The organism is Chryseobacterium ginsenosidimutans, assembly GCF_039536845.1.
GTDB classification, from domain to species: Bacteria; Bacteroidota; Bacteroidia; order Flavobacteriales; family Weeksellaceae; genus Chryseobacterium; species Chryseobacterium ginsenosidimutans_B.
The window spans coordinates 520,677-543,594 of the sequence record NZ_BAAAZJ010000011.1; the positions used below are offsets into that span (position 1 = coordinate 520,677).

The window sequence follows — 22,918 nt, forward strand, 5'->3', positions numbered from 1 at the left end:
ATTAAAAAATATTTATATTCTCTTTTAAGGGAAATATTTTGCGGTTATATCTTTTGATTTTATATATTTGTTTCACAAGACAAATTAAAACGAAATAGTATGTTGAAAAATCTTAAAAAATTAAATCGTAGAGATTTAAAAGAAATTCAAGGTGGCGGAGGTCCCGGAAAATGTGATATCGGACCAATTGGCTGTCCATGTAAAATTCCACCAGGAGATCCTTGTTTAGGAGGTGGAGGCGGACCGACTGATCCTCCAGGAGATCCAATCGGATATTGTCCCGACAGTGGAACATACATTTATTGTACGGAAACCTGTCCGAACGGATTGCAGCCACTTTGTGCGGCATAAAAAATAAAAAGCCTTCAATTTGAAGGCTTTCTTTATATAAATTAATCAGGTTTAATTACTTATTACCAATTACTTATAATCAGTCCATTTCCTTTAAGGTAATATTCTTCGAGATCTTGTAGCTTTTTTTCTTTTTGTGTGGTCTTTCTTCTTCGCCTAATAATTTTCCCCAAGGTTTTAAACCATCCACTCTTTCAAAAATAATTTTAATAATTGCGATTGCCGGAATACACAGAAACATTCCTGCAATTCCCCAAAGATGTTCTCCAATGATAATTCCAAGAAAAGAAAATAATGCATTGATTTTTACCTTTGAACCGACTACAAATGGTAAAACAATATTTCCGTCAACAATGTGAATACCAATATAACCGATAGCTACATAAATACAGGTTGACGGAGTAGTGGTTGCAAAAGCAATAAAACATGAAATTAAAAGTGAAATACATATTCCCAAATAAGGAATTACATTTAATAAACCCGTTAAGATCCCCAAAAGAATAGCATATTTTACGCCTAAAATAGTTAAAACTGTTGATGTAAGAATAGAAACAATAATCACTTGCAGACAAAGTCCGAAAATGTATTTTTTGGTCATAATTCTCACTTCATTTACAATTTCCTGTACGCTTGCTTTATGTTTTTCATTAAAAACTGTTACGATAAAATTATTCAAAATCCTTCTGTAATTTAGAATAAAAATGAAAAATAAAATAAAGAAAACAATAAAACCAAGTCCCGTCGAGAAAACGCCAAAGGTGAAACCCAAAATAACGCCTGTCGAAGAGAGAAGCTTATCCAACCCCTGATCGAGATAAGTAAACTGCTCATCAATTTTTACATGAAAGGTTTTTGAAACCCAATGCTGAAGATCTGCAAAAACTGCTGTAAACTGTCCTCTTAAATGCGGAATATCTTTACTGAAATCGGATAATTGTGACCCGAAGAAATAAATTAATCCTGTTAAAATAATGAGCATAATCAAAACCGAAGCAATCGTAGACAACGATCTTGTAAATCTCAGTCTTTTTTCCATAAAAGTGGCAATCGGCAAAAAAAGCATTGCCATCAAAAATGCCAGAAAGAAAGGTGCTAAAATGCTTTCTCCCAACGCCAAAAGATAGCCAAGACCAATAATGGAAATGACAACAAGTGTAAGTTTGACCAAAAAAGGAAGTCGAAGTAAATTCATAATTTCAAAATCTTCAGCATAAAAATAAGAAAAACCCTCCGAATTGAAGGGTTTATTTCGTTAATTAACTTGAATTCTTTTTATAAGCTCTGGAGAATTGTATGCCATTAAGAAAAGGTCTCCCGATTTGATTTTTATGTTTTAATTTCCAATATTTAATTTTAAAATATTAATTGTAATAAGGCAGACGACAGATTATTACTATAAAATCAAAAACACGTCCCAAAAATATGAGACGTGTTTTCTTTTATTGAGAATGTTAATATGTATATTTATTTTTCGATCGCGATGTCAACTACTTCTTCCATTCTGTTGACATAGTGAACTTTAAGGTTTTTCAGGTAATCTTTTTTGATTTCTTCAACATCTTTTCTGTTGGCTACACAAAGAATTACTTCCTGAATTCCGGCTCTTGTTGCAGCCAGCAATTTTTCTTTAATTCCGCCTACAGGAAGTACTTTTCCTCTTAAGGTAATTTCACCTGTCATAGCAAGATGAGGTTTTACTTTTTTATTTTTAAACGAAGAAACCATCGAAGTCAGCATTGCGATTCCCGCAGAAGGACCGTCTTTCGGAGTTGCTCCTTCCGGAACGTGAACGTGGATGTTTTTCTTTTCGATATCGTCCTGAGAAATACCCAATTCATCATATTTTGCTTTAATATATTCCAAAGCAATTGTTGCAGATTCTTTCATCACAGTTCCTAAATTTCCTGTCATTGTTAAAGAACCTTTTCCATTGCTTAAAATGCTTTCAATGAATAAGATATCTCCTCCGACACTTGTCCATGCAAGACCGATGACAACGCCTGGAACTCCCGTGATTTCCGACAAGCTTTTTGGTCTTGGAACTCCTAAAATCTCATCCACTTTTTCAAGAGAAATTTTAGGATCATATTCTTTTACTAAAGCTGTCTGCAATGCAACCCAACGTGCGATTCCTGCAATTCTTTTTTCCAAAGATCTTACACCGCTTTCTGAAGTGTGAGCTTCAATAATATGTTTCAGTTCAGGATTTCCAAGTTTGAATGATTTTGAATCCAAACCGTTTTCTTCCTGTTGTTTTTTAATTAAATGTCTTTTTGCAATTTCAATTTTTTCCTCTAAAGTATAGCCTGCAATCTGAATGATTTCAGTTCTGTCCAAAAGCGGACTTTGAATCGTTGATAATGAGTTTGCCGTTGCAATGAACATTACTTTAGACAGATCATAACCCATTTCTAAGAAATTATCATAAAAAGATTTATTTTGTTCAGGATCAAGAACTTCAAGAAGTGCAGAGCTTGGATCACCGTGTAATCCTTGAGCAATTTTATCCATCTCATCCAAAACGATAACAGGATTGGAAGTTCCTGATTTCTTGATAGATTGCAAGATTCTTCCCGCCATTGCACCGATATATGTTTTTCTGTGTCCGCGGATTTCGCTTTCGTCGTGAAGCCCACCTAAAGAAAGTCTTACATATTTTCTTCCAAGCGCGTCTGCAATTGATTTTCCTAATGATGTTTTACCAACTCCCGGAGGTCCAACTAAAAGTAGAATAGGGGATTTCATGTTGTTTTTTAGTTTTAAAACAGCCATGTGCTCCAAAATTCTTTTCTTGATATCTTCTAAGCCAAAATGAGCCTTATCTAAGACCTTTTCGGCTTTTGCAATGTCAAAAACATCTTTTGTGTAGGTTTCCCAAGGTAAATCAGTGAAAAAGTCCAGATAATTTCTCTGAACATTATAATCCGGCGAGTTTGGGTTTTGACGTTGTAATCTGTTGATTTCCTTTTGGAAATGTTCTTCAACTTCATTGCTCCATTTTTTCTTTCTTGCTTTTGCAATCAGATCTTCAATATCACTTTCAGTTCCCCCTCCCAATTCTTCCTGAATGGTTCTAATCTGTTGATTCAGAAAGTATTCTTTCTGCTGTTTGTCAAGATCCTTTGATGTTTTCTGATGAATCTGATTTCTCAATTCCAGTTTTCTGAAATCTTCGTGCATCATTTCATAACATTTGTTCGCTCTTTCCATTAAATTTTTCTCTTCAAGCAGTTTTTGCTTTTCGGTAGAAGGGAAATTGGCGTTTGTGCAGATGAAATTTAACAGATCATCATTATTATTAATATTTTTTATCGCAAAATTCGCAGCATTGGGAATATTGGGATCCAGCTCGATTATTTTTAGAGCTAAATCTTTAACATTTTCCAGTAATGCTTCATATTCTTCCTTGTTTTTTGCTTTTCCGTCTTTCAATTTTGAAATTTCGGCTTTGAAATAAGGTTGATTTTCAACAATTTTTTTGATTTTAAACCTGTGAAAACCCTTAGTAATTGCAGTAATATTACCTTCAGGAAGTTTTATGATCTTAATAATTTTCGCTAAAGTTCCTGTCTGATAAAAATCTTTTTCGCCCGGTTGTTCCAGCTCAGAATTCTTCTGGCTTACAATTCCGATTAAATCTCCGTTTTTCTGAGCTTCCTCAAGAAGCTGAATAGATGTTTTTCTTCCTGCTGTAATAGGAATGACAACGTTCGGGAACATTACCATATTTCTTACGGGAAGGATAGGGAATATTTTTTGCTCAGAATTTTTTTCTGTCTCCGCAAGATCAGTAAGGTTGATCTCTTCAGCTACAATATCAAATCCGTCGCTTATCATTTCTTCTAAACTAATATCTTCAAATTCTGTCATAGTAAATCGAATGACAAATTGTCATTGTCGTTTTTATTCGTTAACGTGAAATTTCACAGTATGCTTTTAAATAGAGTAACATAGTATGTGCTCTTAAATTGCACAAGAGCCATGCCATTTGTTTTTTAGTAAAAAATATGGTCAAAATTTCCTTTTTTTGTAAAATTTGAATTTTAAAAATTAAAAAAAGCACTTGGAGTTCCGTAATTTCTTAAAAATGTGTATTTTCGCAAACTGATAAAAAACTATAATATATATAATGGCAATTTTAGGACAAATTAGGAGTAGACCTTGGCTTTTGATGGGAGTAATTGCATTGGCGCTTTTGGCGTTCCTTGTAAACCCCGATAGTATTGATAAGGTTTTTGGGAAAAATCCTGATGTTTTAGGAAAAGTAAATGGTGAGAAAATTACCCGTGAAGAGTTTAATGATCAACTTTTCGTGCTGCAGCAACAGGCCGACCAACAAGGTCAGCCAAAGACTGGTCTTGAAGAACAGGCTTGGCAGTTATTGGTACAATCCAAACTTATTAAGCAGCAGTTTGAGAAACTGGGCTTCGAAATGACAGAAGATTATTTCTGGAATCAGCTTCCTTATGATCAGATGTTTGCTCAGCAGAAGCAGTTCTTTGATGAGAAAGGTAACTTCAAAACTCAGGAACTTAAGAAACAGATTGAAGAAATGCAGGCTACTTCTCCTGAAAGTTACAACCAGTGGTTGAAAACCAGAAAATCAATCGAATACAGATTGATGGCGAGACAGGTTTTTGCTAATGTTTCTACAGGTATCACTACAGGTAAAAAAGAAGCGGAAGAATTAATGAAAGAAAGAGATCAGTTAGCTGATATCGATTTCGTGAAAATTGATTATGCAACTTATCTTCAAAAAAATAATATCAAAGTTACAACAGAAGACTTAGCGAATTATATCAATAAGCATCCTGTAATGTTCAAAGCTGAAGCAAGCAGAAATTTAGGTATTGTTTATTTTCCTTCTGCTCCAAGTGCAGCGGATGACGCAGCAGCTCAAAAAGAGATTACAAAATTATTCTCTGCCGGAACTGATGCAAGTGGCGGTACTGAAAACTTCCAGAATACAAAGAACGATTCTATGTTTGTAATGGCGAATTCTGATATGCCTTTCAATCCTCAGTATGTGACACCAAATCAGTTGCCACAAACTATTCAGGGACAAGTTGCAACCGCAGCTATCGGACAGACTTTCGGACCGTACAAAGAACAAAACTTCTATGTAGTTTCTAAACTTTTGGATAAAAAAGCTTCAGACTCTACATTATCTAAACATATTTTGATTGCCTATAAAGGTGCAGAAAGATCTACTGCTACAAGAACTAAAGAACAGGCAAAAAAGATTGCTGACAGTCTTTTAGCTGTGATTAAAGCTAATCCTGCTGCATTTGCAAACGGTCTTAAGCTTTCTGATGAACCAAATGCAGTTGAGAGAAACGGTAGTGTGGGATGGACGACTCCTCAAAGTCAGTTCGCTCCTGGATATCTTAATTTCTTGGCAAGTAATGCTAAAGGTTCTACAGGTCTTGCGGAAACAGAATTCGGTTATCACATCATCAATGTTGAAGATAAAAAAGCAGGAACGATGGGGTATAAAGTTGCTCATTTAGTAAAAGCCGTGAAGCCGTCTGATGCTACAGAAGCTGAAACGGATAAAAAAGCAAGAAGATTCATTCAACAGGTTCAAGGGAAATCTTTCAACGATTTCGTGAATATTGCTAAGAAAGGAAACTTCCAATTCTCTAATCCAAAACAAGCGAAAAGATTTGATGGTCAGCTTCAAGGTTTAGGAACTGAGAAAGATGGTGAAATCCTTGCGTGGGCTTTCGATAAGAAAAGAGAGAAAGGAGATACAGAATTCTTTACGGTAGACGGAACAGGAGATAAAATCGTAGTTTACTTAAACGGTAAGCAGGAAAAAGGAACTGCAGATCCTGAATCTGTAAGAGACCAGATCGAAGTGGTAGTGAAAAATAAATTGGCTGCAAAACAGATTTCTGATAAAATTGGTAAAGCAGGCAGTTTAGATCAGATTGCTAAGCAATTTGGAACTACAAAACAGACTGCACAGGTAAACCTGTTGAATCCATCAGTTGCAGGTTCAATGGAGCCTAAAGTTGCGGGTGCTGCATTCGGTGTAGCGAAAGGAAAACTTTCTAATCCGGTTGAAGGCGGAACAGGAGTTTATGTTTTAATCAAAAAGAACGAAACAGTAAACAAACAACCTGGAGATCTTAAACAATTCACAGAATCTGTTACTCAAAGAAGTGCAGGAATGTTCGGACAGGCTTGGTTAAAAAGCTTACAGGACAATGCTGATATTGATGACTACAGAATCGAGATCTGGAATAAGCTAGGTTCTCAACAATAAAAAATATTTCTCATAGAGATAAAAAGCGGCAAAGTTTTTGCCGCTTTTTTTGTATTTAACGCAGAGCAATAAAGAAAAACATTAATTTAAATGTAGTATATTTGCTCATTAGAAAAATTTTAGCAAGTGAAGTTCAGTAAAGAATTAAAAGCTGGTGTGATTGCACTTTTAGCCATTATTGGTTTCGTGGTGTTGTTTCAATTTATGAAAGGCAGAAGCCTTTTTACTACCGATAATATATTTTACGCACAATATGATAATGTAGAGGGATTAGCACAATCTTCTCCTGTTTCAATCAATGGTTTGAAAGTAGGACAGGTTGATAAAATCATTCCTCGTACCGGGAAAGACGGTAAAATCGATTTCTTAGTAAAAATAACGGTTGACAATAATTTTGAGTTTTCAAAAAATTCAACATTAGAGATTTTTGAACCGGGATTGATGTCTGGAAAGGAAATGAGAATTAATCTTATGTATGGTGGACAAACTGCAAAAGATGGAGATACTTTAAAAGGAGCCTTCAAATTAGGAACTTTAGGAAGTCTGTCTTCTCAGGTAGGTCCTGTAAAAGATCAGTTACAAACCGTTTTGCATAGAGTAGACTCGTTGATGACAAACGCAAATCAATTGGTAGATGCACAAAACAGACAGGAAATTAAAGCATTATTGGCTAATCTTAATAAAACCGTTGCTGCTTTACAAACAACTGCAGGAAGTGTAAATTCTTTAGTTGGTCACAACGATCCGAAACTTCAGAAAGTTTTAGATGATGCAAGTGTAACAATGCAGACAGGTAAAGTTACTTTAGATAAATACGGAAATTTAGCAGAAAGTATTGATACTAAAAAACTGAATGCAACCATTGCAAATTTGGATGCTACTGTTGGTCAGTTGAACAACGTAGTTTCAGGAATTGACAGAGGTGAAGGTAGTTTAGGTAAAATAATGAAAGACGACCAGCTTTATAATAATCTTAATGCAGCATCAAACAATTTGAATTCGTTGATTGAAGATTTGAAAGCTAACCCTAAGAAATATGTTAATTTCTCGGTTTTTGGTAAGAACAGTAAAGACTAATATATAGGCCATGCAATATATCGATAATGTTATTTTTCTGATCTTATTGGTTGTAGGTTTTGGGCTGTTTGCAAAAAGTCTGCAGAAGATATATAGAAACATCAGATTAGGACGGGAAATCAACCGAAACGACAGAAAAGGTGAGCGTTGGGAAACCATGGCAAGAGTGGCAATGGGACAGAGTAAAATGAGTAAACGTCCTGTAGCCGGGATTTTGCACCTTTTCGTGTATGTTGGTTTTGTCATTATTAATATTGAACTCGTTGAGATAATCGTTGATGGAATTTTCGGGACACATAGATTTTTATCAACTATTTTCGGACATACTTTTTACAATTTCTTTACAGCAACATTAGAAGTTTTAGCACTTTTAGTTGTGATCGGAGTTGTTACTTTCTTCATCCGTAGAAATTTTTACGGGGTTAAAAGATTAACAATGAAAGAACTTTTCGGATGGCCGAAACAAGATGCCAACTGGATTCTGATCATAGAATTTGCCTTAATGATGGCTTTCTTTAAAATGAATGCTTCAGACTTGATTCTACAAACAAGAGGTGTTGAAGGTTTTCATCATCTTGGATCATTCCCGATCAGTGAAATGATTTTTGTTCCTATTTTAGAAATTTTCAGTTTCGATAACGGATTTTTGATCTTTACGGAAAAAGCAGCTTGGTGGTTTCACTTTGTAGGAATTCTTTTTTTTATGAATTACCTTTATTATTCTAAGCATTTGCATATTATCTTGGCTTTCCCAAGCACTTGGTATGCAAATCTTGAGAAGAAAGGGAAATTCAATAATCTGGAATCTGTAACTAAAGAAATCAAGTTAATGATGGATCCAAATGCAGATCCTTATGCTGCTCCGGCAGAGGGGAGTGAAGCAGATGTTCCTTCAAAATTCGGTGCTGAAGATGTTTTTGATTTAAATCAGGTTCAGTTACTAAACGCCTATTCTTGCACGGAATGTGGTCGTTGTACATCTGTTTGTCCTGCAAATATTACAGGAAAAAAATTATCTCCCAGATTAATTTTAATGAAAACCAGAGATCGTCTGGAAGAAGTTGGAAGAAATATCGATAAGAATGGTAAATTCGAAGACGACGGAAAAAAACTTTTGAACGATTATATCACAAAAGAAGAACTTTGGGCTTGTACGACGTGTAATGCATGTACAGAAGCTTGTCCGGTTTTGCTTGATCCGCTTTCTATTATTTTCGAAATGAGAAGATTCCTTGTGATGGAACAGTCTGCTGCACCACAGGAACTGAATCTGATGATGACGAATGTGGAAAACAATGCTGCTCCTTGGCAATACAATCAGGCAGATCGTCTGAATTGGGCGAATGATTAATTAATGTAACAATGTAAATAATGTAACGATGTAACAATCATTCCATTGGTAAACTGTTACATTGCTATATTGATAAATTGATTTAAAATGGATTTCAATATAAAAACAATGGCAGAATATGCTGCCGAAGGAAAATCACCTGAAGTTTTATTCTGGGTGGGATGTGCAGGAAGTTTTGACGACCGTGCCAAAAAAATCACGAAAGCATTTTGCAAAATTTTAAATAAAATAGGCGTTGAATTCGCCGTTTTAGGACAGGAAGAAAGCTGTACCGGCGATCCTGCAAAACGTGCAGGAAACGAATTTGTTTTCCAGATGATGGCTTTAACGAACATTGAAGTTCTGAACGCTTACGAAGTAAAAAAAATAGTTACGGCTTGTCCGCACTGTTTCAATACCCTTAAAAATGAATATCCTAGCTTAGGAGGTAATTTCGAAGTTATTCACCACACTCAGTTTCTTAGAAAACTAATGGAAGATGGTCGTTTGAAGATCGAAGGTGGAGCTTTCAGAGGTAAAAAGATCACTTTCCACGATCCTTGCTATTTAGGAAGAGCAAATGATGAATATGAAGCTCCAAGAGTTTTACTTGAAAAACTGGATGCTGAGCTTGTAGAAATGAAGCGTTGTAAAACCAACGGACTTTGTTGTGGAGCAGGAGGAGCTCAGATGTTTAAAGAACCCGAAAAAGGTAAAAAAGACATCAATATCGAAAGAACTGAAGAAGCTTTATCTTTTGAACCGAAAGTAATTGCAACAGGTTGCCCGTTCTGTAATACAATGATGACAGACGGTGTAAAACACTTCAACAAAAATGAAGAAGTTGCTGTAAAAGATATCGTTGAGCTTCTTGCTGAAGCGGAAGATCTATAAAGTCTATTATGAAAGTAAAATGGGGGATTTCCTTTATTTTTACATTATTTGTTTTGGTGTTTCTTACATTTGGAAGCTATAAAAACAAAGTGTATGATTGGGATATGCCAGGTTATATAGGATGTCTATTTTCTTCAGAATATCCGGATTTTCCCCAAAAAGTTCATCGTTTTACTTATCAGTCCATAAAAAAGGAAGCGCCAGATTTACAGTTCAAAGATATTATTGGTCTCGATAAGATAAGTCCGGGTAAGGCAAAAAACTTCTTTTATAAAAATACACAAGCTTTCACTGAGCAGATTGCTTATTATAAGTTTAAAATTGGATACAATTTTTTAATTTTAATCCTTTATAAAGCAGGTCTTTCTGCACCGATGTCGGTTTTATGGATAAGTATTATTTCCTGTTTTTTTTCAGGATTACTACTTTTTTACATTATTAAAATCATATTTCCCGAAAATTATTTTTTACCCCCGATATTCACTTTTTTAGTACTGGTTTTACCGCCGGTTTTCCATATGTCGACTACACCTTCACCGGATATGCTGACTTTTTTATTTTTACTAATTTTTGCGGCAGCTTTATTAAGAAAATGTAATTCCTGGATTATTTTTTCAGTCCTTTTATTATTAATATTAATTCGTCCGGATTATATTATTTTTGCGTTGTCATATTTTGCCACAACAATAATATTTAATTTTTTTAATGTTAAAAAGTTTGATTTTCTATATTTATTTCAGGCTTTTATACTTTTAATTTTATATATTTTCATCGTTAAATATTATGAATATCCAGGTTGGAAAGAAGTTTTCTATGATACATTCATTGAAAGAAGGCCCTTGATTTCTGCAAAAGCGGCAGATTTCGGAGTAAGAGAATATTTTGAAATTTTATTTATCAAATTAATTAATTTTAAGAAAATTACACTTGTTTCTTTATCTCTCATTGGATTGATTTTTTACTTTTCAAAGGATCTGTGGATAAGGGTGTATTCAGGTTTTTTGTTTTTAAATATTTATATTAAATTTTTGTTTTTTCCGGCCTCTTCCGATACCAGATTTTTCATTGGCTTTATTGTTCTTCTTTTTATAATGTTTTTATATTCTCTGAGCAAAAAGTATAATGGTTTCAAACTCAGGAAAATTGCGTAATTTTGAACTTTAAATGTATCAGAAATGAAGATTGAAGAATCAAGCATAGTAGAAACCAACGATTATAGAGTTATTATATATCCTGCATCAAGACCTTTTGAAACAAAAGAGGCAAAGGTAATTACAGAAAAACTTTTTGATTTTCTGGCAACTTGGGCAGCCCACGGAAAACCACTTTCATCATCTTTTAAAATTGAAAAAAATCAGTTTATCGTCATTTGTGTAGACGAAGAAAAAGAAATGGCTTCTGGTTGCAGCATTGATGCATTAGGAAAGATTATGAGGGAGATTGATGGAGAATATCAGTTAGGTCTTTTCGACAGAATGAAAGCCAGTTTTGTAGAAAACGGGGAAGTAAAAACATTAAAACTTATTGATTTCAAGTCAAAAGTAAGGAGTGGAGAAATTTCTAAGGATATTCAGGTTTTTGACTTTTCAAAAAATACCTATATGGAGTTTATCGGAAATTTCCTTTTGCCTTTCGAAAGAAGCTGGGCAGCCGGAATTAAATAAAATTTATATTTAAATCAATGAAATAAAAAGTGGAGTTGTTCCACTTTTTTGCTTTAAAGTATATTTGTAAAAAATCAATCAATAAAAGATTTCTGATTAAAAAATGTCTAAAATCCTTTTTTTAACAACCGCCCACCGATACGACGATGATAGAATTTTTTATCATCAGGCGAAAGCGTTAAATGATAAGGGAAATAAGGTTAAAATCTGCAGTCTTTCTTCAGAATTTCAGGGAATTGTTGATGGAATTGAAGTTGAATCTTACCCGGTTTTAGAAAAAAGTACGGAAGAGAAAACGAAAGTTTTCGAAAGAGTTTTAGATTCTTACCAACCGGATTGTATTATTTGCTCGGAACCATTGTCGGTGATTGCTGCGAAAAAGTTTAAAAAAGAAAAAAAAATCAGCATTATTTATGACATTACAGAATGGTATCCTTCCATGAGAATGGTTGAAAATTATGCTTTTCCATTAAATATTATTCATGCCATTAAGTTTTTTTTGATTCAATTATATGCAGGATTGATAAGTACACATTATATTTTTGGAGAAGAGACCAAGAAATTTCCTTTGGCTTTCTTTTTTCCCTGGAAAAAAAGTGTCGTTTTACCTTATTATCCGGATGATGTTTATATTCATCAAAATAGTAAAAAATTAGAGCCAAATAAAATTACACTTTGCTACACCGGACAGTTTTCCGAAGAAAAAGGAATCGGAAATTTTTTCGCTGCGATAGACAGTTTAAGAAAAAAGAAACCTGAACTGGAAATTTCAATTCTGTTAATTGGCGGCTCCAGAAAGGAAAAAGATGAAAAATATTTTTCTGAATTGATTAAAAAATATAAGTTTGAAAATATTAAAATCGGAAAATCAACTTCTTTTGAAACTTTTACGGAAGCTTATTCGGATGCAGATATCTGTTTCGATTTGAGAACCATGAATTACGAAAATCATCACTGTCTGCCGATCAAAATATTTTATTATGCCGCTTCCGGAAAACCTGTAATATACACAGATCTGAAAGCAACGAGACAACATTTGGATGTTTCAAAATTCGGTTTTCTTGTAGATCCCGAAAATTCGGATGCGATTGCCAACAATATTCTACAATATATCGAAAACCCGGAATTATATTCAGATCATGCTCAAAATGCAAGAAAAGCATATGAGGAAAAATACAACTGGAATGTTATTAAAGAACAATTCGTAAACTTCATCAAAATCAATACAATAAAATGATGAAGAGCACTATTCTGAAAACTTTTGTTTCCCGGTTTTTAATTTTGATATTAAATTTCGGATTAGTCATTTACTCCACAAATATGTGGGGAAGTGAAGGGAAAGGAGTGATTTCGATAGTGATTGCGGATCTTACGATCATCAGTTTTTTTGCAAATATTTTTGTGGGAAGCAGCATGAGTTATTTTGCTTCAAAGTTTAAAACGGAAGAAATTTTACCGTTTGCTTATCTGTGGTCGATTTTAGTAGGGGTTTTAATTCCTGTTATTTTCAGTTTTAATCATGCTTTAGAATACTCAAATTATTTAATAGGACTTTCTGTCCTGTCTTCGCTTCTTGCTGCAAACGTAAATCTGTTTGTGGGACAGCATAATATTAAAATGTTCAACTTATACACGGTTTTACAGCAGATTGTACACATTGTATTTATTGCTGTCATCATTTATATTGTTAAAATTACCTCAGTTAATGCGTATTTTATTGCTCAGATAAGCTGTTTTGGAGTTTTGTTTTTGATGAGTGCTTTTCAGGTTATTAAGCATTGTGATTTTAGTAAGATTTCGTTTTCTAAAGCAATTGGCATCAAATTATTCGATTATGGATGGAAAACCCAGTTAAGTGCCTTTCTTCAGTTTTTAAATAACAGATTATCATTTTATTTCCTGGAATATTTTAAAGGAATTGTAAGTGTGGGAGTTTTTTCCGTCGGAATTGCCTTTTCAGAAGCGATCTGGACGGTTAGTCGAAGCCTTTCTGTAGTGCTTTATGCTGATGTTGTTAATAATGCAAACTCAAACGAAGCTATTGAAAAAACAAAAGTTTCTTTAAGGATAAGTTTTTTAATTACCTTATTATTTATCATTGTAATGTTGCTGATTCCTGCTCAATTGTACTCAATGATTTTCGGGAAAGATTTTAGCCAGACCAAAGAGATTGTTTTGTTTCTTTCACCCGGAATTTTAGCAATTGCGACAAGTAATATTATCGGATATTATTTTGCCGGAATTAATAAGCTAAGAATTTTAAATGTCAAAGCAATTATCGGGCTTATTTTTACCGTGATTTCTTCTTTTTTCATTATTCCGAAATGGGGAATTCGTGGAGCTTGTGTGATTACTTCAGTTTCATACTGTCTGTCGTCGGGATTATTATTCTGGAGATTTTATCGGATTACAGAATTTCATATTCATGATTTCATGCTTTCAAAAACTGAAATTAATTTACTTTTAAATAAAGTCTTAAAGAAAAATAAGATTACGAAATAAAAATAAGTTTTTATCTTTGTTGGAAATGAGGAATATTGTTTTTGGATTTCTGGTTGTTTTTTTCGCTTTTCTGAGCTGCAAAAGCGATGATGACGATTTGCAGAAAATTGATCAGATCTTAAATATTTATATGAAAAATGGTGCGGGACGGGATCTGTTTCATGCAAAGAAGGATATGACCTACTTCACCTATTCAATGAATGATGTAAATGGTGTTGCCGATCTTGCTCCGGTAAGCAGTTCGTTGAAAGCAACAGCAGATTCTACACTTTTTATAGAATACATTGCAGGAGCAAAAAGAGTAGGACTGGATACACTTGATCCAAACAATAAAACCTATCATTCGGTAATTACGGTATCAATGATAAAGAGATTAAACGCCACCGTTCTTGATACAATTAATGAAAAACTGGAAATTCAGTACAGAATGACACCATCGGTTTTTGAGGTCTCGAAAGTATATTATAATGATACGTTGAGATTTACAAAACAACCTGGAAGCTCAAACGTAGTTACTATCGTAAAATAATTTTTTACATTTGCAAAACTGTTGACATTTTGGTGCTCAACATTCTAATAACTAACATCTAAATAAAATGTTACAAGTCAATTTTTTGCGCGACAACAAAGAGCGCGTTTTAGAAGGTCTTAAGAAGAGACAATTCAAGAATCTTGAGTTGGTAGACGAGGCTATTGCTACTGACGAAGAAAGAAAAAAAATTCAGTTTGAATTAGATTCTCAACTTTCCGAAATCAACAAAATCTCCAAAGAAATCGGGATTTTAATGAAAGAAGGAAAAAAAGAAGAAGCAGAATCCTCAAAATCTAAAACAGCACAATACAAAGAGTCGACGTCGGAATTGAAAAATCAATTAGATGCAAAGGAAAAGGCTTTATTAGAGATTTTATATCAGCTTCCGAACATTCCGAATGAATTGGTGAAAAGCGGAGCTTCTGCAGATGATAATGAGATCATTTACCAGTCTCACGACGTGGAAGGTCTTGGTGAAGGAGCAATACCTCACTGGGAACTGGCAAAAAAATACAATCTTATCGATTTTGAATTGGGAGTAAAAATTGCAGGAGCAGGTTTTCCGGTTTATCTTGGAAAAGGAGCAAGATTGCAGAGAGCTTTGGTTCAGTATTTCTTAGATAAAAATGTTGAGAAAGGATATATGGAAGTAAATCCGCCTCACGTTGTGAATGAAGCATCCGGCTACGGAACAGGGCAATTACCTGATAAAGAAGGACAAATGTATTTTATTAATGAAGATAATTTATATTTAATTCCTACAGCGGAAGTTCCTGTGACTAATCTGTATCGTGATGTTTTATTGGAAGAGAAAGATCTTCCGATTAAAAATACGGCTTTCTCTCAATGTTACAGAAGAGAAGCGGGAAGTTACGGAGCTCACGTAAGAGGTTTGAACCGTCTTCATCAGTTCGAAAAGGTAGAAATCGTAAGAATTGAAAAGCCTGAAAATTCTTATGCTGTTTTGGAAGAAATGGTTGAGCATATCAAAGAAATTCTTACAGATCTTGAATTGCCTTACAGGGTGTTAAGACTTTGTGGTGGAGATACAGGTTTTGCTTCTGCAATGACGTATGATTTCGAAGTTTGGAGCGCGGCTCAGGAAATGTGGCTGGAAGTAAGTTCTGTTTCTAATTTTGAAACTTTCCAGGCGAACAGATTGAAGTGCCGTTACAAAGCAGACGGAAAATCTCAGCTGGTTCATACGCTGAATGGTTCTGCGATGGCTTTACCAAGAATTATGGCGGCTTTGCTTGAAAACAATCAGACAGCAGAAGGAATTAAGCTTCCGAAGAAGATTGCTGAATATGCGAGATTTGATGTGATTAATTAAGATTAAATAGAAACCCGCCGAAATTTTCGGTGGGTTTGTTTTTTATTCCGTAACAACAATTATTTTTTCATCAGCATTCAAAAGAGGTTTTCTATCGTTTTCTTTACTAAATAAATAACTGAGATCATAATTTATCTTTAAAGAATAATCATCGGTTTTGGTGATCCAGTCGTGTTTTCCGGTAATGGATTTTATTTTCTTCTCAAATCTTAATGTTGTACTTATTTTCTTGTACATCATTTTTACATATTCCAGTGAAGTTTGAGCTTGCGTAGAAGTAAATTCTTTATTCGTAAGGATATTTTTAATTCCATTGAGTGTCAGTTCACCAGTATCAATTGTCAGTGTTTTTCCATCCCATGAATTCATTGCCTGTTGATCGATTGGAAGCTGATAATTTTTTGATAATTGTCTTGCTGATTGATAATCACCTTTTGAAAAATGATCCATTTTCAGTGAAAATCCTGTCATTTCATCTTTGTCGAAATTAGATTTCAGAAAGATTTTTTTCATGATTTTAATGGAATCGGAACCTTCAATTTTGAGTTTTTTTATTTCTTTATTGAATTTGTAAACGCTTGTCCAGTTTTTCGGTATTTTTTCAAGATCTTCAATTCCGGTTTTTTTTGTCTGGGAAGAGTCTGCGATTCTTGATTTCAAAACAACAATGGCATCCTTCATATCAATGTCAACCATTGTGGTTGAAGTGTTGTTTTTATGAAAAATAACCTCAGATTCCACTGAACATGACTGAAGCGCAAAAAAACTGATTAAAAGTAAAAATAAAACCTTTCTCATAGATTTTGAATCTCTTTAATGGCAATTAACCTTGCTATGATCATGTGTACTGTGATCTCCGGGTAAATGACAGTCGCCCTGACTGTCTTTTGAAATCGTCATGGCTTCGGCTCGTGGAGAAATGTAAGGAATTCCCAACTCAAGACCTCTGATAATAAATAATCCGCCCAAAATAATCATAACCACAGGAATCACTTTTAAAACTTTTACTCTAAAGGCTTGATTCATAAGATTCCCGACCAAAACTACCGCAAACATGAATGGAAGTGTTCCCAATCCAAATAAAGCCATATATGAAGCTCCCTGCCATATTCCTCCGCTTGCTAAGCTTGCCGTTAAAGCCATATAAACCATTCCGCATGGTAAAAACCCATTTAATATTCCAGTTGTAAATCTGGAGCGGTAGTCTGCTTTTTGAAGCAATCTTCCTAAATTAGATTTTACGGAATACAAAAATTTAGAAAAGAAAGGGATTTTGGAAGCAAAATCTTTTCCTCCAAATGAAAAAAGAGCCATGATAATCAATAAAATTCCGACAGCAATCGTCAGATATTTTTGAAAACCAGCCATTTCAAAACCTTCACCAATAATTCCTAAAACAGCTCCTAAAAGGGAGTAGGTGAAAATTCTTCCGAACTGATAGGTAAGATTCTGAAGGTAATAATTGGTAGCCTGTTTTTTGGTTAATCCCATCGACAGGGCAATAGGTCCACACATCCCGATACAATGAAATCCGGAAGCAAAACCTAATCCAATCGCCGATACAATAAGTGCTATTTCCATATCACATCATAATCCATTCTGTAGTCTGTTTTGTCTTTCGTCCAATTTAATCTTAATGTATAATTCCCGATTTTCAAGACCTGTGCGGGAATTAAAAATGATTTGTCGGCATTAAGCTGTACCGATTTTTTTACATCTAAATTCTGGTCTTCGGTTCTGTTTAAAACAAATTTTACCGTTGTATTAGAATTGTCATAATCTTTTGGGAAAGTTACCTTAATTCCATTTTTATCCTGGCTGTAAACAGGTTTTTCCTGCAATTGGTCTGCTCTTTTTTTAGCATCAATTACATCCTGATATTTTAATTCTTCTTCATAGTAATTATCGGTTACCATTTCAGAGTTTTTCTGCCCGTTCGGGAAAAGAAACATCATGGATAATATAAAAATAATGAACGAAGCTAGTGCGATTACAACACCGTGTCCCCAACTAAAGTTTTTCATTTTTAAAAATTAAAATTGTAATTTAAATGGTCCTTCAAAATATGTTTTATAAGAATCGACCAGTTTTCCTTTCATGTCATAAACTCCGATCGTGATATTCTGTTTAGAAAGCTTCATATCATTTTCCGGGAAACTGATATTAATTGTTCCTTTCGTGATTTTATCTCTTTCTACAGGAATTTTGCTTGAAGCACTGTAAATAATTTCTCCATGTACAGGCTCAATCACTTTAATCGTAACGATTTTCTTATCGTTTGTTTTGTTTAAGAAAGTATAATTGTATGTATTGGTAATTTTTCCGTCTCTTACGAAGAATGTACTTCCGGCAGGTTTGATGAATTTGGCTTCCATTTCTGCTCTACTGGTAAGAAGATACCCTAAAAATACAGTCAGAAGTGCCAAAACGATGGCAAAACCTTTCATTCTGCCTGTAAACTTAAACGGAGTCTGGTTTTCGATTTCGTTTTCTGTGGCATATCTTATCAGTCCTTTGGGAAGACCAACTTTTTCCATCACTTCATCACAGGCATCAATACAAGCTGTACAGTTTATGCATTCCAGCTGTTGCCCGTCTCTGATGTCAATTCCGGTAGGACAAACTACTACACATTGGTGACAGTCGATACAATCGCCTTTTCCGGCTACTTTTCTGTCTTCACCTTTTCTCCATTTTGATCTGTTTTCACCTCTGTTAAAATCATAAAAAACATTTACCGTGTCTTTATCAATTAAAACTCCCTGTAATCTTCCGTACGGACAAACCAATGTACAAACCTGCTCTCTGAACCACGCAAATACAAAGTAAAATGCTGCTGTTAAGAGAATCATAACAATGAAATTGGTAGGATGAGTAAACGGTCCTTCAGATACAATTGTGAATACTTCTTTGTAGCCCACAATATACATGAACATGAAGTGAGTGATGATAAGCGAAATTATAAGGTAAACAGTCCATTTCAAACCTCTTTTCCATATCTTTTCGCTGTTCCATTCTTGTCTGTCAAGCTTCATCTGCTTGTTTCGGTCGCCTTCAATAAGATATTCTATTTTACGAAATATAGATTCCATAAAAATTGTCTGAGGACAAATCCACCCGCAGAAAATTCTTCCGAACGCAATCGTAAAAATGATAATTGATATTAAAGAGACAATGGCTCCTAGTGTAAGGATGAAAAAATCCTGAGGGTAGAAAGGTTGTCCGAAAATGAAAAACTCTCTATCGATTACATTAAATAAAATAAGCGGATTACCATTGATTTTAATAAATGGTACAGCAAAATAAACAAGTAGTAAAGTATAACTTACAAGGTTTCTATAATTGGTGTATTTACCTTTTGGCTTTCTGGGATATACCCATTTCCTTTTTCCGGATTGATACATTGTCCCGATAGAATCTCTGTAAGTTTCAGGGTCCAGAACTTGTCCCTGTCCGCCGCGTACTTCTGTTTCTTCTATATCTGACATTTTGTAAAGTATTTAAAAAAAGAAAAACATAATTCGTTACTATTTTTTATCTAATAACAAATTATGTTTTTTCATATGTTTTAATTTATTTTAAGTTAAATTATTCTTTTTCCCAATGAGCTTCAGTTCCCTGAGGAGCTGCTCCACCCTGAGCCTGTGTCACTGGAGGCTGTTCTTGGTTTATGTGGTAAACATACGCTGCTATTTTTTCAATTTCAGCACCAGAAACTTCTCCGTTTTTACCGAATGGTCTCATCGTAGGGTTATTAGGCGAACCGTTCCAGTCCATATGGAAAACATTTTTAAATAATGTTTTCTCAGGCTGATTGATCCAGAAATTATCTGTTAAGTTCGGACCAATACCACCACTACCATCTTCTTTGTGACAAGATGCACAGTTGGTTTTGAATAGCTCTTTACCTTCTGCAATATTATCAGCCGAATATTTAGCTGTTTCGATTGTTACAGGAGGTTGCTCACTGTTATATTTGTCAATTGCTGCCAATTGCTCTTTGTATTCTTTTTCATATTCGCTTAATGGATGAGCGAAATCTGTGAAAGAGAATGCACATATATAAACAATACAAAAAGCAGTCCCAAAATAGAATAAACCTACCCACCATTTTGGTAATTGGTTATCCAACTCCATGATTCCGTCGAAACCGTGGTCGATAAGGATGTCTTTTTCTTCAGCCGCAGATTGCTTTTTGAAGGCTGCATCATACATTCTTCTCAGGAAAGGAACTTTCTTTTCTGCTAAATATGCTGCCTTTTCCTCTGGAGATAATTTTTTGAATTTATTATTCTCAATCAAATCTCCGATTGCACTGTGGATATATGCTAAAATACCGCCAATCACTACAGTTCCCCAGAAATAAGGTGATCCTAAGAAATCATAACTTTGTACAAACAGATAATAAAAAACTATTAAAAGTCCAATTATTATTAAAATGTTTACAACAACCGGTGTTCTTTGTTTCATAATAAATAGTTTAATTTTTTAAATTAAAATCGTCATCCTGATCGTCCTGCAGAGGTGCTTCTTCTTCTTCCTTGTAATATTTTTTAGGCTTGCTAAAAACATAGATTACCAAAGCCACGAAGAACAGCATAAAGAAAATCAGAGCCAGTGTTTGGTAGAAACCTGCGTTTTCTGTATTGGATAATATATCTTTAAAGTTCTGAGGTATCATGATGTGAACCTTTTAATGTTTAGTTATTACTTGCTGTTTTTATTTCAGTTGTCTTGATATCCGTTCCTAATCTTTGTAAATAAGAGATAAGAGCTACTACTTCTTTTTTCTCTAATTCTCCTTTAGGTCTCTTAGCATAAGCTGTTTTTAAGTCGGCTGCTTCAGAGAAGATATCTTTTACAATTTTTGTTGCCTGATTATCTGCCCAAGAATTTGCAGAGTCAATTTCAGCTTTTGTGTAAGGTACATCAAATGCACTCTTCATTAGCTTCATTTTGTCTACCATCTTAGATCTGTCTAGATTTGTAGCGATCAACCAAGGGTAACGAGGCATGATAGAACCTGCAGATGTAGATCTTGGGTTATACATGTGTTTGTAATGCCAAGAACTTGGGTTTTTACCGCCTTCTCTATGTAAATCCGGTCCTGTTCTTTTTGATCCCCAAAGGAATGGTCTGTCGTAAATAAATTCTCCCGCTTTAGAGTACTGTCCGTTTTTACCGTTAAATCTCGTAATCTCATCTCTGAATGGTCTTACCATCTGTGAGTGACAAGCGTTACATCCTTCTCTGATATAGATATCTCTACCTTCTAATTCTAATGGAGAATATGGTTTAACAGCTGAAATTGTAGGTACGCTTTTCTTAAGTGATAGAGTAGGGATAATTTCCACCATACTACCAATTGAGATTGTTAATAAAGATAAAATACCTAACAATACAGGAGTTCTTTCCAACCAAAGGTGAGTTCCTTCTCCTTCTTTTCTGTTTTTTCCGATGTTTGCTAAAGCTGGTGCTTCTGCCGGAACATCTTTTTGGAATGATCCTTTTCTTACCGTTGCAATAAGGTTTACAACCATTAATAATCCTCCGGTAAGATAAAATAATCCTCCTACGAATCTCATTTTAAAGTAAGGAATAATTGCAGTTACCGTATCCAGCCAGTTTTTCCAAACTAAAGTTCCGTCCGGGTTGAATTGTTTCCACATTAGACCTTGTGTGAATCCTGAAATATACATTGGTACTGCATAGAAAATGATACCTAATGTACCTAACCAGAAATGCCAGTTAGCAAGTTTCACTGAATATATCTTAGTTCTCCACAAGATTGGGATTAGGTAATAAATAACACCGAACGCCATGAAACCATTCCATCCAAGTGCACCTAAATGTACGTGACCAATTACCCAGTCTGTAAAGTGACCAATTTTATTAATGTTTTTAGTTGCCAAAAGCGGACCTTCAAATGTTGCCATACCATAACAAGTAACTGCAACGACGAAGAACTTCAAAATAGGATTTTCTCTTACTTTATCCCAAGCTCCTCTCAGTGTAAGAAGTCCGTTTAGCATTCCTCCCCAAGATGGTGCAATAAGCATGATTGAGAAACCTGTTCCCACTGCTTGAGCCCAAGCTGGTAAAGCTGTATACTGAAGGTGGTGAGGACCAGCCCAGATATATACGAAAATTAATGACCAGAAGTGAATAATAGACAGTTTGTATGAGAACACCGGTCTGTCTGCAGCTTTTGGTAAGAAATAATACATCAAACCAAGAACCGGAGTCGTTAATACGAATGCAACCGCATTGTGACCGTACCACCATTGTACAATAGCATCTTTTACCCCTGCATAAGCCGAATAAGATTTCCAGCCTGTGAAAGATAGTGGAACTTCCAAGTTATTAAAAATATGAAGCATTGCTACTGCGATCCAAGTACCAATGTAGAACCAGATTGCTACATATAAGTGTCTTACTCTTCTTTTTGCAATAGTTAAGAACATATTTGCTCCGAAAATGACCCATGAAAATGTGATCAGAATATCAATTGGCCATTCGTGTTCTGCGTATTCTTTAGAAGTGTTAATTCCCATGAAGAATGTAACATAGGTCACCAAAATCATGATCTGCCAAGTCCAGAAGTGGATCCAAGACAATGTATCACTGTACATTCTTGTTTTTAATAATCGCTGTAAAGAGTAATAAACTCCTACATAAACGATGTTCATTACGAATGCAAAGATTACAGTGGTTGTGTGCAACATTCTGATTCTTCCGAATCCAAATGCACCATGTGTGTTTATTAATCCTTGAATACTACCACCCATACTGTTAATGGTTGTATCATCTGTTCCAAAAAAGAATTCTGGAAGTTCAGGATAGAAAAGCATTAATGCCGCTGTAAGCCCGAACAAAAACCCTATGATCCCGAATCCTACGGTCGCATAAAGGAATGCCCGAACAATACTGTTGTCATAACTAAACTTTTGTGTTTCCATATCAA

Annotated in this window: 20 protein-coding genes; 11 read left to right on the forward strand and 9 right to left on the reverse strand. The window is 34.6% G+C overall.

What is annotated here, in order from left to right; translation table 11 throughout:
• The first annotated feature begins 99 nt into the window (after positions 1 to 99).
• Positions 100 to 351, forward strand: coding sequence for a bacteriocin-like protein (locus ABD745_RS18765; protein WP_344833720.1), 252 nt, complete (start codon positions 100 to 102; stop codon positions 349 to 351).
• A 79-nt stretch (positions 352 to 430) separates the two neighbouring features.
• Here the strand turns inward: ABD745_RS18765 and ABD745_RS18770 are convergent, their stop codons facing one another.
• Together ABD745_RS18770 and lon are read right to left on the reverse strand one after the other, a co-directional pair.
• A complete protein-coding gene (locus ABD745_RS18770; protein WP_344833723.1) occupies positions 431 to 1,543 on the reverse strand; it encodes an AI-2E family transporter in 1,113 nt (370 codons plus the stop codon).
• 272 nt (positions 1,544 to 1,815) lie between these two features.
• Positions 1,816 to 4,221 (reverse strand): endopeptidase La, encoded by a 2,406-nt coding sequence (lon, locus tag ABD745_RS18775; RefSeq protein WP_344833725.1) that lies wholly within the window; start codon positions 4,219 to 4,221, stop codon positions 1,816 to 1,818.
• A gap of 259 nt (positions 4,222 to 4,480) precedes the next feature.
• On the opposite strand from lon, the gene ABD745_RS18780 reads away from it, so the two are divergent.
• The 10 genes from ABD745_RS18780 to serS all read left to right on the forward strand — a co-directional run bounded on the left by ABD745_RS18780 (position 4,481) and on the right by serS (position 15,954).
• Positions 4,481 to 6,622, forward strand: coding sequence for a peptidylprolyl isomerase (locus tag ABD745_RS18780; RefSeq protein WP_344833728.1), 2,142 nt, complete (start codon positions 4,481 to 4,483; stop codon positions 6,620 to 6,622).
• Between the two features lie 126 nt (positions 6,623 to 6,748).
• Positions 6,749 to 7,699: an MlaD family protein gene (locus ABD745_RS18785; protein ID WP_344833730.1), complete on the forward strand. Its 951-nt coding sequence runs from the start codon at positions 6,749 to 6,751 to the stop codon at positions 7,697 to 7,699.
• A gap of 10 nt (positions 7,700 to 7,709) precedes the next feature.
• Positions 7,710 to 9,050 (forward strand): 4Fe-4S dicluster domain-containing protein, encoded by a 1,341-nt coding sequence (locus ABD745_RS18790; protein ID WP_344833733.1) that lies wholly within the window; start codon positions 7,710 to 7,712, stop codon positions 9,048 to 9,050.
• A gap of 87 nt (positions 9,051 to 9,137) precedes the next feature.
• Positions 9,138 to 9,923, forward strand: a complete 786-nt coding sequence (locus tag ABD745_RS18795) for a heterodisulfide reductase-related iron-sulfur binding cluster (RefSeq protein WP_047398731.1) — start codon at positions 9,138 to 9,140, stop codon at positions 9,921 to 9,923.
• Between the two features lie 8 nt (positions 9,924 to 9,931).
• Positions 9,932 to 11,074 carry a hypothetical protein gene (locus ABD745_RS18800; protein WP_344833736.1) on the forward strand — a complete coding sequence of 381 codons (1,143 nt, stop codon included), beginning with the start codon at positions 9,932 to 9,934 and terminating at the stop codon, positions 11,072 to 11,074.
• 24 nt (positions 11,075 to 11,098) lie between these two features.
• Positions 11,099 to 11,587 carry a hypothetical protein gene (locus tag ABD745_RS18805; RefSeq protein WP_344833738.1) on the forward strand — a complete coding sequence of 163 codons (489 nt, stop codon included), beginning with the start codon at positions 11,099 to 11,101 and terminating at the stop codon, positions 11,585 to 11,587.
• A gap of 103 nt (positions 11,588 to 11,690) precedes the next feature.
• A complete protein-coding gene (locus tag ABD745_RS18810) occupies positions 11,691 to 12,824 on the forward strand; it encodes a glycosyltransferase (protein WP_344833740.1) in 1,134 nt (377 codons plus the stop codon).
• Complete coding sequence (locus ABD745_RS18815) at positions 12,821 to 14,089, forward strand: MATE family efflux transporter (protein WP_344833743.1); 1,269 nt, start codon at positions 12,821 to 12,823, stop codon at positions 14,087 to 14,089. Before ABD745_RS18810 ends, ABD745_RS18815 begins: the two co-directional genes overlap by 4 nt.
• A 25-nt stretch (positions 14,090 to 14,114) precedes the next feature.
• On the forward strand, positions 14,115 to 14,618 hold the full coding sequence (locus tag ABD745_RS18820) for a hypothetical protein (RefSeq protein ID WP_344833745.1): 504 nt from the start codon (positions 14,115 to 14,117) through the stop codon (positions 14,616 to 14,618).
• Between the two features lie 67 nt (positions 14,619 to 14,685).
• Entirely contained in the window at positions 14,686 to 15,954 is a 1,269-nt protein-coding gene (serS, locus tag ABD745_RS18825; protein WP_344833747.1) for a serine--tRNA ligase, read from the forward strand.
• 42 nt (positions 15,955 to 15,996) lie between these two features.
• Here the strand turns inward: serS and ABD745_RS18830 are convergent, their stop codons facing one another.
• The 7 genes from ABD745_RS18830 to ccoN form a co-directional block, all read right to left on the reverse strand.
• Positions 15,997 to 16,752: a hypothetical protein gene (locus ABD745_RS18830; protein WP_344833749.1), complete on the reverse strand. Its 756-nt coding sequence runs from the start codon at positions 16,750 to 16,752 to the stop codon at positions 15,997 to 15,999.
• A gap of 15 nt (positions 16,753 to 16,767) precedes the next feature.
• On the reverse strand, positions 16,768 to 17,535 hold the full coding sequence (locus tag ABD745_RS18835; RefSeq protein ID WP_344833751.1) for a sulfite exporter TauE/SafE family protein: 768 nt from the start codon (positions 17,533 to 17,535) through the stop codon (positions 16,768 to 16,770).
• Positions 17,526 to 17,978 carry a FixH family protein gene (locus ABD745_RS18840; protein WP_047398713.1) on the reverse strand — a complete coding sequence of 151 codons (453 nt, stop codon included), beginning with the start codon at positions 17,976 to 17,978 and terminating at the stop codon, positions 17,526 to 17,528. The genes ABD745_RS18835 and ABD745_RS18840 overlap by 10 nt, the downstream gene beginning before the upstream one ends.
• A 9-nt stretch (positions 17,979 to 17,987) precedes the next feature.
• Complete coding sequence (gene ccoG, locus ABD745_RS18845; RefSeq protein WP_344833755.1) at positions 17,988 to 19,442, reverse strand: cytochrome c oxidase accessory protein CcoG; 1,455 nt, start codon at positions 19,440 to 19,442, stop codon at positions 17,988 to 17,990.
• 100 nt (positions 19,443 to 19,542) lie between these two features.
• The gene (locus ABD745_RS18850; protein ID WP_344833757.1) at positions 19,543 to 20,424 is read right to left on the reverse strand and encodes a cbb3-type cytochrome c oxidase N-terminal domain-containing protein; all 882 of its coding nucleotides are present in this window, start codon (positions 20,422 to 20,424) and stop codon (positions 19,543 to 19,545) included.
• Positions 20,425 to 20,434: 10 nt separating this feature from the next.
• Positions 20,435 to 20,635, reverse strand: a complete 201-nt coding sequence (locus tag ABD745_RS18855) for a cbb3-type cytochrome oxidase subunit 3 (protein ID WP_047398710.1) — start codon at positions 20,633 to 20,635, stop codon at positions 20,435 to 20,437.
• Positions 20,636 to 20,654: 19 nt separating this feature from the next.
• Complete coding sequence (gene ccoN, locus ABD745_RS18860; protein WP_344833761.1) at positions 20,655 to 22,913, reverse strand: cytochrome-c oxidase, cbb3-type subunit I; 2,259 nt, start codon at positions 22,911 to 22,913, stop codon at positions 20,655 to 20,657.
• Between the last annotated feature and the right edge of the window lie 5 nt (positions 22,914 to 22,918).